Raw genomic sequence first — 13,430 nt, 5'->3', positions numbered from 1 at the left:
TTTGGGCGAAGACTGCAATATTATTGGTTTAACTTAAGTCTTAATTGATAAATTTGTTTTCTTATTTGAATTATTTTGCTTTCTAAACTCTGATGCAAATCAATGTTTAAATATTTCAAGTCAGAAGTTAGTAATAATAAATATTCAACTTCAGAACAGGATGCGATTGCAATATTCAAATATCTTCCAAATTCTTTTTCGGAATTAGAACCACAACCTTCGGCGAAATTTGTTGGAATAGAAGATGTTGCTCTTCTCAATTGACTTGTTAATCCAAATAATTCTTCTTTTGGAAAGTCTTTCGTTACCTGATAAATTTCAAGTGTAAAAAAATGACTTTCTTGCCAAACATTATATTTTCTAAAATCTCTCATAATTTATGGGCTTTGAGCTCATAGCCCAAGGCCCATAGCCTGTTGCCTTTCTAAAAAAGCTCTCTCGGATCTGTCAATTTTCCAGTAACTGCTGCAGCTGCTGCCATAATAGGAGACGCTAGCAATGTTCTTGAACCGGGTCCTTGACGCCCTTCAAAGTTTCTGTTTGAAGTACTTACTGCATATTTTCCAGCAGGTACTTTGTCATCGTTCATCGCTAAACAAGCTGAACATCCTGGTTGACGCAAAACGAATCCAGCTTCGGTAAGAATATCTAACAATCCTTCTTCTTTGATTTGTGCTTCTACAACATGCGAACCTGGAACTAACCAAGCCGTAACGTTATCTGCCTTTTTACGTCCTTTTACAATTTCAGTAAAAGCTCTAAAGTCTTCAATACGTCCGTTGGTACAACTTCCTAAGAAAACAAAGTCAATAGGTTTTCCTATCATTACATCATCCTCTTCAAATCCCATGTAGGCTAAGGATTTCTTATACGTTTCTGCACCACCTTGAACTTGACTGGCGCTCGGAATGCTTTTTGAAATACCAATTCCCATTCCTGGGTTAGTACCATAAGTAATCATTGGTTCGATATCGGCTGCGTCAATGTTTAATTCGGCATCAAAAATGGCATCAGAATCTGTTTTTAGGGTTTTCCAATATTCAACGGCTTTTATCCAAGCTTCCCCTTTAGGAGCATATAAACGTCCTTCAAGGAAATCGAATGTTTTTTGGTCAGGGGCAATCATACCGCCACGAGCACCCATTTCGATAGAAAGGTTACACACTGTCATACGACCTTCCATAGACATTTCTTCGAATACATTTCCAGCATATTCAGCGAAATATCCTGTACCTCCCGAGGTAGATAATTGCGAAATAATATATAATGCAACATCTTTTGGTCCCACACCTTTACTTAAAGTTCCGTTTACATTAATGCGCATTTTTTTTGGTTTTGGTTGCATGATGCATTGCGTAGCTAAAACCATTTCTACTTCTGAAGTTCCAATTCCGAAAGCAATCGCTCCAAAAGCACCGTGAGTTGAGGTGTGTGAATCACCACAAACTATAGTTGCTCCTGGTAATGTAATTCCGTTTTCAGGACCTACTACATGTACGATTCCGTTTTTAGCGTGACCTAAGCCCCAGTGTGATATACCGTATTCTGCAGCATTATCTTCTAAAGCTTTTAATTGATTTGCTGATAACGCATCTTCAACAGGTAAGTGTTGGTTAATAGTTGGTGTATTGTGATCTGCAGTAGCAAAAGTACGCTCTGGATATAAAACTGTAATTCCTCTTTCTTTTAAACCTAAAAAAGCAACAGGACTAGTCACTTCATGAATGAAATGGCGGTCAATAAAAAACACGTCTGGTCCATCTTCAATTTTACGCACCACGTGCGAATCCCATACTTTGTCGAATAATGTCTTGCTCATTTTGATAATTTTAATTTGTAATTTTTACAACACCTTTTTTTTTAGAGATTGCAACAGAGAGCAAAATTATTAAAAGAAATCAAAGCGTCAATTTGGATCTGTCCTATTATACGATACCCAAAAAAAATCTTTTTAGGGAAATCAATGTTGGTTTGTTGGTTTCTTCAGGACTTGGTTTTTTTAGGTTAGCGGACTTTGCTTAATTAAAAACAAATATTTTTTTGTTTAACATTATTTCAAATTCATTTTTCCTTAGCGGAAAGACTTAATGGCCACTCGTTTTTAAATTATTCGCAATAAAAGAAGTTTTTCGTGTTGATTTTAGAAGAAAAAACGTGTTGAAGGTCGTTTGACTCAAGGAGCCAAAGTTTTAGTTTAGGGTTGGTAGAAGCGCTGTTTATATAATTTTATTTAGCTACTTCGGTATATGAATACTACGACATCCAAAATTAAAATTTACTTATTTCAAACTGTTTTACTGTGATTAAAATGATATTTAGCTGCAGTTTTGGATAGGTTTTTAAATGTATTAAAGAGCAGTTAGATTTAAATTATTCATAAATTATTTTTATGTTTTGTATAATAAATATAAATAAAAATTTATGTTTTTAAATTATGAAATTTGCCTCAAAATTAAATACACTTAATAGAAAAATTTAAAGATGATAGCAAAAAATCAGCAACCTATAGCAATAGCAAAAACCATGAATTATTTTTTATGGCTTTTGTTTTTAACGACCATTTTATTTTTAGTACTCTACTATCCTAATATCCCAGAATGGCGCTATAGCGAGCTAATTGAAATTAATGGCTTTACTGTTTTAATTTGGACCGTTGTCACCTTTTTTAGTGCAATTGTAAATAGCTATGCAAAGAAGTACTTGATAGGTTTTCGATATTACAATAGGTTTTTACTACTTAGTTTAGGTTTTACCTTTTCCATAATTGTTTTTGTTATGGCTAACCATGTATTGCTTTTATTAGGAATGTGGCTCTCAATGGGGATTTTTATGTCACGATTAATTGGAGTCGATAAAGAGTGGGCTGAGGCTAAAGCAGCTGCCAAATTTGCGCTACACTATTTTGCAGCGGGAAGTTTTTTTTTAAGTTTAGGAGTTTTGCTCTTGGCATTTCAAACAAATGATTTCACACTTAGTGGCATTAGTATAAAGGTTAGCGACTTACCTCAATATATTACTTGGATAGCTAGCTTGTGCATTATTATCGCGGCTATTATTCAGTCAGCTATTTATCCATTTCACCGCTGGCTTCTGTCGGCTATGACCGCACCAACACCAGCCTCAGCTTTAATGCATGCCGGTTTTGTTAATGGTTCAGGAATTTTACTGACACTATTTTCTACCGTTTTAGTTACTTCGAATAGTTTGATTATTTTACTAATCATTGGCGGATTAACGGCAGTTGTTGCGCAATTTGCCAAATTACTCCAAGTAAATGTTAAGCAAAAGCTAGCTTGCTCTACCATTGCACAAATGGGTTTTATGATCATGCAATGTGGACTAGGTTTTTTTAATGCTGCAGTGGTACACTTAATCCTTCATGGTTTTTATAAAGCCTTTTTGTTTTTATCGGCGGGAGAAGAAATTGGTCTTTCAAAGCCTCAAAAACCTACACATATTAAAATCAAACCACTGCAAGCCATTGTTGTGCTCTTGTTTGGTGTTTTAGGAGCGGTTTTATTTGCCTATTTAACTGGTAAAGGATTTGCATTAAATAGTGGCTTATTCCTCATATTGATCGTTGCTATCACTGTGGGGCAAATAACGTACAATATTGTAAAAGAGCAGCGCCTTAATTTAGTTCAAAAAACTTTTTTACCACCTATTTTATTTGTTCTTGGGATTGGGTGTTACGCTTTACTGTACAATGCTGTAACGCTCTTGATGAATGATATGCCAATGACCGACGTGCCTATCGCTTTGTCTGTCGTTGAGGTAGGATTTGGAATAGTTTTTTTAACTGGATTTTTTATCATGAAGTTGGGTATTTACCGCAACTACCCTTGGTTATACATGAAATTATTGAATAGCTCTCAACCTAATAAAAAAACGGTTTCTAATAAGTAAATCAAAATGAGTATGATGAATTTTAATTTTCAAAAAAGTATTGAAGAGGCGGCTCATGTAATAGGAAAGACTTGGCCATTGTATTCCTTTGTGACTTCAAATCCTTTAGCAGGTTATGAAAAAATAGCTTTTGGTAAAGCTGTAAAACAAGCTAAAAACCAACTGAATGCAGAGGTTTTTCCTCAAGCAGCGGTCTTTAACCAAGCCTTAGATCAGGGAGATATCGATAAAAATATATTAGAAAAGTTACTTGTAGATCATGATTTTTTTGATTCTATCGAAGAGTACAAACACAAAATGGCTTCCTATCAGCAAGAAGATTATTCCTGCGATAACCAAGAATTAAACAGTATAATGTCGAAATGGCTAGCTGTTTTTATGGACGAAGGGTTAGCCGAATGGGAAATGCCTTGCAAAGAAGAAGGGTTTTATAAAGCATGGCGCAAATTAGCGATTTACGACTCAGATATTCCAAAAACAACACTTTCAGAAATTCCAAAAACAAGTCATGAGGCACTTTCTTTTGTTCTTCAAGACTTTGATGCAGTGCATCACACCAGTATATTTATTAGTCATTTAGCCGCTTTGCCGGGTTGGACGGGGTATATTAACTACAGAGTAGCATCAAATTCAGACTGGCAATTGCAATATCCAATTACATTGATTGATTATATGGCAGTACGACTTTGGATAGCGAGAAAAATAGGAGCCCATATATATCCCGAAACTACATTTGCAGCAAAGGATTCTTCGATTTCAAAGCTGCAGTTGGTTTGGCTAAAAGCTTGGGAAAAAACTTGGCAAACCAAGCTGCTTACTGTCTTAGAACAACAAATGCTAACTTTAACGGTAAAAGAACAACAAATAGCTGATGCTCAATTGGTTTTTTGCATTGATACGCGATCAGAGAGTATTCGCAGGCATGTAGAGAGCAAAGGCAATTATGAAACCTTTGGGTATGCTGGTTTTTTTGGAATTGCAATGGATTACGAAAACTTAAAAGATGGATTTACTAGAAAATCATGTCCTCCAATTGTAAGTTCTGCCTATCACGTTTGCGAGGTTGCACAGTCACAACAATCCGAAAAACTAAATGCTTTCAATCAACGAAAGGAAGTTTTGAAGTTTAAGGATTATTTTTTGAAAAGGATGAAAAATATGTTGCCTTCTGCTTTTGGATTTGTAGAAGGATCTGGATTGCTTTATGGATTATCACTAACAGCAAGAACGCTTTTGCCTGGATCTATTTATAGATTGAATCAAAAATATTCAGCTAATTATGAATCACTTTGTCAGCCTGAAATTAAAAGTTATGACCAAAGTGAAATGATAGCTTCTAGTATTCCTTTGGATCAGAAAGTTGCTATCGTAAAATCAGCTTTTGATTTAATGGGGTGGAAACAATTTGCGCCACTAGTTCTTTTTGTTGGTCACGGAAGCCATTCGGCAAATAATGCTTTTGGATCTAGCTTAGATTGTGGTGCTTGTGCTGCAAGTCCAGGCAGGCATAATGCCCGTATGCTAGCTGCATTAGCTAATGAAACCGATGTAAAGCAAATATTAAGAGAAGAGCACGGAATTGAAATTCCAAACAGCACCATATTTATTGGCTGTGAGCACAATACAACTACAGACGAAATTGTATTATTCGATTCAGGAATTCCACAGCAATATCATTTACAGGTTCAAAATCTAAAATTGGATTTAACCCGAGCACAACAATCAGCTACGCAAGAGCGATTAGGAACTGGAAATAAAAGTGTGGCATTAGCGCAGAAAAAAGCAAATGACTGGTCAGAAACTAGACCAGAATGGGGATTAGCTAAAAATGCAGCTTTTATAATTGGTTCACGACAATTAACGAAAGAGACCAATCTCGAAGGCCGATGTTTTCTTCATTCCTATGATTGGGAGATGGATACTACAGGTAAAGCTCTCGAAGGTATAATGCAAGGTCCTATGGTTGTTACCCAATGGATTAATAATCATTATTATTTCTCGACTGTTGATAATAGCGTTTTTGGTGGAGGTTCTAAAATCACTCATAATGTTACTGGCAAATTTGGCGTTGTGGAAGGCAACGGTGGCGATCTAAAGATGGGGTTGCCTTTACAGTCACTCATGCAATCTGATATCGAAATGTACCATCAACCCTTGCGATTGTCTGTCGTTATTCATGCGCCTGTATCGAGAGTATCCGAAATACTGTTACGAAACGAGCATCTTCAAGATTTACTTAATAACGAATGGATATATTTGATGGTAATAGATCCTTTGGAGGGAAATGAAGTATATCAGTACAGTGAAAAAGGCAATTGGATAAAAACTAAAAAACTAAGTATTTCTAGCAGCACAGTTGCCGAAGTAGTATTATAGCCACCGAACAAATTATATAGAAAGCCGTTTCTTAATTTAGGAACGGCTTTTTTTTAATAAAAAAGGGGGTGGTGTATAAAGTAAAGTTCTAAAGTTAGTTTCTAATTGTATCGATGGCTTCAAGTATTTTTGCTGGAAATTAGTGTAAATAAAAGTTTTTATAGGTGAATTATTGAAAACAGCAATTGGTTAAGTAGTGGAACTCTACTTTTAATATTTGTCTCATTACTGCGGTTATTTTATCTAGAGCTATATCTTTGTTGTTTTACTTGTTAAATTTAATTGTTTTATAAGTTTAAAAGAAGTGAATTTATACACTATGAAATCTAAATATATAGCAGCGATAATGGCAACTATCTATATATGTTGTACTTATGTTGGTTACGGCCAAAAAAGTGCGATATATAGCGGTATTGATACTGAAAATGTGTTGTCTTACAAAGTAGATGAAATTATCGTGATGAGGTTTGGAGGTAGTAGCACACATTACAATGTTTCGGATTTGAGACTCATTAGCAAAGTGGACTTAGGACCAGGAAATATTAGAATCATAACTCCCATCTATAAAGATGGAAGGCCAAGTAAAAAGTATTATGTTGAGTCCATGACTGCAGCAAAAGGGCGATCAAGAAGTCGAGAGGTAAACTTAGTCTATGAAATCACAACAGATAATAATAAAATTAAGATTCAGAATAACGCTAAAGCTGATCCTTTAGAAAAAGCAGCTCTCCTACAAATTTTAAATAAAAAGGTTCCTATGAATAAGCGACCTTATATTAAGCCTCAAATAAAAGATACCAATAAAAACATAGCTGTTAATAAAAATGCAGGCGCTTTGACGTCAAAAAATAATAGATTGGCAACTCAAAAAGCTAATAGGGCACCTGAACAAGTTTCTCTTTATAAATTAGTTCCTAAAAAAGAACTCACTACTAAATCTAATTCAAACGTTGGAGAGGATAATCTGAAAAAAAGTAACATAGATATACGAACTGAGAGAGATGTGAAACTTAAAGGATTTAATGAACGTATTGTTAATGCGAAATTGATTAATAATAAAGCTCAGGAAAATAGAAGAAAAAAAAGTGACAGCATCTTCTTGGCTAGAAAGGGAGCTAGTTTAAAATTACAAAGTGAAAAAGAAAATAGCTCTAAACCCAATGCAATCCGAAATATAAGCGAAAGTAAGAACAATATTAGGTCACGTCTTTTAAAAGAAAAAAAGCAAAGAAAAACTTTACTTAAAGTTGTAGATAAAAAAACAGCTAAAAAAGAAGCGCGTATAAAAGAACCAAAGCTAAAATCACAGAAAGAGCTTAAAAATAGAAATAGGGAAAAGGCTAAATCTAGCAAAGCAGGTAAAATTAAGGTTGCAAAGGAAAGTTCTGATTTATCGAGAGTTCGTTATGATAAAACAAAATACAATACAAATACACAATATGTAAAGGACAGTATTACAATCAATAGTTTAGAAGATAGTCTTAAGGGATTGGAAAGAGAAAAAATGGAGTTGTCTGCCAAGAGTTTTAAGGTAAATAAATTACGTAATAGTAAATCGACAGACACGAAATTGAAACAAGATAGTAAAGTTGATATTGCTGCTAGTAGTAGAAATAATACTCTAAAAAATAAACAAAAGATAAAAGCAAAGATTGCATCGTTAGATTCTCCTAGAAATAAATCTAAGAAGACTAAGGATTCAAAAGAATCTGATGCAAAAAATGAGGTAGTAACTAAATCACGTGAATTAGTTACTGAGGTCAGTAAAATTAAATCCGTTACTACCGATTCTATTATCCCTCAAAATGCTACTAATCTTAACCCTATTACCGTATTTATTTTAAGTAACATGATTCCTAAATCAGTTAGTAAAAATGATCTACCTCCTGCTAAACAAGCTTCGGTGGTAATCAATGTTATTGAAGTCTATGAAAGAGTAGCTAATAAAGGATATAAATCTGCCGATTTGTATCAAAAAATAGCCGATTCGTATTTTTTTAAAGAAGACATGGAAACAGCAGTTCTCTGGTATGAAAAGCTTTTTTATTTAACAGATCAGTTAGATCCAGTTTATTATTTTAGATATGGCACTGCTTTGCAAAAAGTTGGACAATCAGCCAAAGGTGATACAATGATCGAAAGGTTTTATCAATTAAAAAAGTAGATGCGTTTTCTTGAAGGCCTCGTGATTGACGAAATGATTTTTAAATTTCACTAAGGCCTATTTGTGACACTGACTTACCACGCTTGGCTTTTTGTGAAAAATTGACATAAAAAGATATTAAGTCTTCGGCCTTCTTATTGGTGTCATTCCCAAACTTAAATTACCATAACTGATACTCTTTTGTTTGACGAAGATCTTTGTGTCTAAAATGATCCATCTGATGAAGTAAAATAAGCATAAAATGAAGTTCGTAACTTCCTGTTATTTCCTCAAATTACTTAGTTTTTAATAAGGGTAATACTTTAAATCGCTATTCAATCTGTTAGTTTGTTGTTAGATTTATTTTCTATGATTTTAAAAAGCAATTTTATTGCATGTATTATTAGCTTGTAAAGATTAAATGGATTGATGATTTTTTTAAAATGCTAGTCATGACTAATAGATTAAAGTAGTGCAAAATAGTTCGGTTTTTTTACCTCAAAATCAAGTATATAAAACTCATGAGTCATTATTTACAATGTTTATCAAGAATTGGTAGCAGAGGAAGATGTTAATGGTAGTCATGACTAATTTATAGCAGTCATAGGCTAATACTAGCCGTCTAATATTAATTAAAAATAAACGCAAACTTCGCTTGAGCAGTTTTGTAGTTTCTTCATCAAAATCAAGTATTTATACGTGTTTTAAATGGAGAGCTAGTTTATACATTTGTGCAAAAATTTAGACTATTCACGGGGTAAAATTTTTGAAAACAACATCCGTATTGTTGAGATGTGTTTCTGAAGAGTTGGATTAGTACTCAGTATTTAAAAAGCGTTTGGTATTTATTATGTTAAAGATGTTGTGCCTTTCTTTTCTAAATAGTCTATAAAACGATTATTATGTTAATTATCTTAATGAGAATTATTAGTTGTTTCCTGCTTTTTTGTGCCTACACGCTGGATAGTAGTGTGATTTTGATTTATAAAAAAGTATGACATTTAGCTGTGCTTTTTTGCAATGACTGAGTACAATTGATTAAATATAATCTTAATTTATAAATGGAAAATTAGGTAAAAGAAGGTGGTTTTTAGATACGCAATCATGCTTGAAGGGGATTTTAATAGTGGAAGGATGGATTTATGTAAGTGTAAAGTGGTGGCCTTTGCCTTCTCTTTAACATAAGGAACAAGGTTATAATCTTAATAATGTACAAATACCAAAATATCATAGCTCGTCTGTCTTCTTTTACCTGAAATAGATTCTTTACGGGCGGCAATATTGGTGTTTTAACAGTACTAAAACTTATAATTTTAACAACAAGTTAACAATACATGTATATGGTCGAATTTACAGGTATTTTAACGGTATTATTATTAGGTTGTCATCTGTTTTATAATATTTGTAACGAATTTGTATAAATAAATAAAGATTTGATAAAATAATTGCTACTTAATTTCTATAAATATAATATTTGTGTAAAAAGGGGACTCTTTGCATCTTTTAAATTTATAAAAGACGCCCCCGTGAGTATAAAAGCGCAATGCTGAAATTTCGTTTTATATATCATCTATTATTTATAGAATTAATACGACTCCTGTCTATTGAGAAATTAGTGGAATATGAGTATATCGGTTTTTTTATTCTGAATAGAACGGTCAAAAGGTGAGTTAAAAATTAATAAACAAATCTAGCAATCAAAATAATGTTATTCCTTTTTGATTGTTAATGAAATAAAATGTAGGGATAACGGAAACTAACTAATTAAAAAAAAACTGTGAAAAAAAAATTACACATTTATTTGACATTGATTTTCTTGCTAACTTTATCTTCCACTGTATTTGCAAGCCATTACAGATCTGGTGCTATAACATGGAGGGAAGTTTCTCTTCAAGTTGTTGAGTTTACTGTAACTACTTCTTGGAGAAGTGGTGCTGCTGACAACGTTTTTTTAAACTACGGTGCAGCGGTAACAGGTGTTCAAGAAACATCTAACCAGATAGTTAGCGACGTGAACGGAGTTGCGACAAGAGTACAAAAATTTGTTGTGACCTATCCAGGTTTAGGACCGTACACCGTATCATGGAGCAGCTGTTGTAGGATTAATGGTTTGAGTGGGGGCGGTAGTTCTGGAAGTATGGTTTTGTCTACAATTGTTGATCTTAGAGGAGGTAATAAAAATAGTCCAGTTTGCTCTTTACCGGCAACTGTTAACCTTCCGGTAGGTTCATCCGCAGCAACATTTCAGGTTCCTGCTAACGACTTAGACGGTGATGTATTATCATATCGTCTTGCAACAGTAACTGAATTAAATGGAAATCAACCAGCAGGTTTTTCTATTAATGCTACAACTGGTTTAGCTACAGTAAATACCTCTCTTACTAATTATATGGTTGGCCAGTTGTATATGGCAGGTATCATTGTATCTGATGGTAAAACATCTGTTTTTGTCGATTTTCTAATCGCTATTACTCAGCCTTCAACCCCTCCAGAATTTCTTTATGGACCAACACCTGTAAATGCGAGTGTGATTGTAGTTTCGCCTGGACAAAATGTAAATTTTCAAGTAAGCGCTCAAGACCTAGATGTAGGGGGGAGTATATCTAACTTATATGCGACTGGAATTCCCGGTGGAGCTAGCTTTCCTAACGCTTCAGGTAATCCGGCCACCTCTACTTTTAACTGGACACCGACTTCAAATGACTTTGGAGCCTATGTTTTGAATTTTGTGGCACAGGACAATGTAGGTGTTCAAGTGTTTTCTTCTGTTACTATCCAAGTTAGTCTTAAGCCAAGTTTTGACGTGCCACCAACTCCGGCTGCTGGCATTCATAATGTTTTTACTCCAGGACAAATAATTACTTTTCCTGTGCAAGTGTCTGATCCAGATCCTGTTGATGTTGTTCGGATTGTTAATGTCAAAGGAAAAGATATGATGGGGCAAGAAATTCCGTTGTATTCTAATGCCTCTTTTAGCGCATTACCTTCGTTAGCTGCTAATCCAACCAATGGTGTTTTTTCTTGGGCTACTCAAGATTCTGATTGGGGGCACAAACATGTTTATTTTTGGGCTGAGGATAGTTATGGGGATCGAACACGTCATGAAGTTAATATTTTAATAAATACAAACCCATTTTTTACTTCTACTCCACCTACTGCTACAGCTAAAGTAGCTGAGGCTTATAGTTATGAAGTCATGGCGAATGATGCTGATATTGTATATGGCGACATTTTGAGCCTATATGCTATTGGCGCACCTTCATGGCTTACCTTAAAGGATAACGGTAATGGTTCAGGAAACCTGACAGGTACTCCAACGCTTGCAGATGTTGGTACTTCTACTTTTAAAATAGAGGCTCACGATATTAATCATCATGACAACATTGGTGGTATTCCATTTCAGGTTGTTTCGATTACTGTTACTGCAAATACTTCTCCAATAATATCAGTAATTTCTAATCAATCTACTTGTCCTAATACTACTGTTACTGACCTCGCATTTACAGTTTCTGATGCGGAAACTTCGGCGGCTATTTTAACTGTAACAGCTATATCCTCAAATACAGATTTATTACCTAATGGGAATATACTTTTTGGAGGATCTGATGCTCTTAGAACTATTTCGCTTACGCCAGCTTTGGGTCAATCTGGAACTTCTACTGTTGTAGTTACGGTTGATGATGGTCAAGGAGGAAGGGAAATTTCAACTTTTACATTTACAGTTGAAGATAAAGTGGCTCCAGTTGTAGTTACTAAAAACATTACCGTTCAACTTAATGCTGTAGGAACTATTTCGATACTTGCCTCTGAAATAAACAATGGCTCGACGGATAATTGTGGAATCGCTCTAGTAGAATTAGATAAGACTTTATTTACATGTGCTAACTTAGGAGCAAATACCGTGACGTTAAAAGTTACTGATGTTAATGGAAATGTCACAACTAAAGATGCAACTGTTACTGTTGAAGATAAAATTGCGCCTATTATTTCGATTCCTGGAAATATAACAGTTGATGGTAGTGCTGAATCATGTGGAGCAATAGTAGACTTTGTTCTGCCAACTGCATCGGATAATTGTGGTGCTGGAAAGAATGTATTATTGATATGGGATGTTTTGAATTCGAATACGACAAGTTTGATGAATTCATTGACTACGGCAGGGTTTTTAGTCACATTAAGCGCTACTTCAGAAACAGGTTATAACGGAAGTAACCCATCATTGGATGGTTTTGAAGCTGTTATTCATTTGAATGGTACAACATTCTCCGAAGGGATGACGTTGGATGGACAAAATGCATTGATTGATTTTGTATTAAACAAAGGGAAAATGTATATAACTGACGAATGGTCAGCATATGAAGTAGAACAAGGAACTATGCGAGAAATGTCTGATATAGTGGTACTTAACAGGACCTCTGGTTTTGATTCAAATGTAACGTATACACAAGTTAGTCAGCAGTTGACGCATCCTATTTTAGCTTCAGTTCCATCGTCATTTGTTCTGCCAAGAGCTGGAGGAAATGTTGGTTTAGCCAGAGTTTACCAAAGTAACCAACCAATCGTTTTAATGACCTCTTTAGAAGGAGATGCGGTTGCTATTAGAACGTTTGAAAATGGAGGAAAAGCTGTTGGTTTTCAACATGCTGGGAATTATAATAACTCGACAGTATTGTCAGATGTAAATATACAAAAATTATATGTAAATGCTGTTAATTATGGTTTAGGATCAGCTGTACCTTTGAATCAGACGACAGGTTTGAAAAGTGGAATGATATTTCCAGTGGGTACTACTACCAATACTTTTGCAGCAAAAGATGCAAGTGGTAATCAGACTGTTAGTTCGTTTACCGTGACAGTTCAAGACAAAATTGCGCCAGTAGTACTTACTAAAAACATCACAGTTCAGCTTAATGCTGCAGGGACTGTTTCGATAGTTGCATCAGATGTAAACAATGGTTCAACAGATGCTTGCGGAATTGCGACAATGACTTTAGACAAGACCGAT

At 34.6% G+C, this 13,430-nt stretch carries 6 protein-coding genes; 4 read left to right on the top strand and 2 right to left on the bottom strand.

What is annotated here, in order from left to right; all coding sequences use genetic code 11:
* Positions 1-20: 20 nt before the first annotated feature.
* Both H8R22_RS00985 and leuC read right to left on the bottom strand, forming a co-directional pair.
* Positions 21-374, bottom strand: coding sequence for a four helix bundle protein (locus tag H8R22_RS00985; protein WP_187009383.1), 354 nt, complete (start codon positions 372-374; stop codon positions 21-23).
* Between the two features lie 50 nt (positions 375-424).
* Entirely contained in the window at positions 425-1,819 is a 1,395-nt protein-coding gene (leuC, locus tag H8R22_RS00980) for a 3-isopropylmalate dehydratase large subunit (protein WP_187009384.1), read from the bottom strand.
* 662 nt (positions 1,820-2,481) lie between these two features.
* Here leuC and H8R22_RS00975 point away from each other — a divergent pair.
* The 4 genes from H8R22_RS00975 to H8R22_RS15695 form a co-directional block, all read left to right on the top strand.
* Positions 2,482-3,906: a proton-conducting transporter transmembrane domain-containing protein gene (locus H8R22_RS00975; protein ID WP_187009385.1), complete on the top strand. Its 1,425-nt coding sequence runs from the start codon at positions 2,482-2,484 to the stop codon at positions 3,904-3,906.
* A gap of 12 nt (positions 3,907-3,918) precedes the next feature.
* Positions 3,919-6,282: a DUF2309 domain-containing protein gene (locus tag H8R22_RS00970; RefSeq protein ID WP_187009386.1), complete on the top strand. Its 2,364-nt coding sequence runs from the start codon at positions 3,919-3,921 to the stop codon at positions 6,280-6,282.
* Positions 6,283-6,601: 319 nt separating this feature from the next.
* Positions 6,602-8,446, top strand: coding sequence for a Rad2 family DNA repair protein (locus H8R22_RS00965; protein ID WP_187009387.1), 1,845 nt, complete (start codon positions 6,602-6,604; stop codon positions 8,444-8,446).
* Between the two features lie 1,756 nt (positions 8,447-10,202).
* The coding region (locus H8R22_RS15695) for a putative Ig domain-containing protein (RefSeq protein WP_187016524.1) at positions 10,203-13,430 on the top strand (3,228 nt) is incomplete at its 3' end.

Source organism: Flavobacterium kayseriense, assembly GCF_014305095.1.
GTDB lineage: Bacteria > Bacteroidota > Bacteroidia > Flavobacteriales > Flavobacteriaceae > Flavobacterium > Flavobacterium kayseriense.
This window is presented reverse-complemented; position numbering and strand designations above follow the sequence as displayed.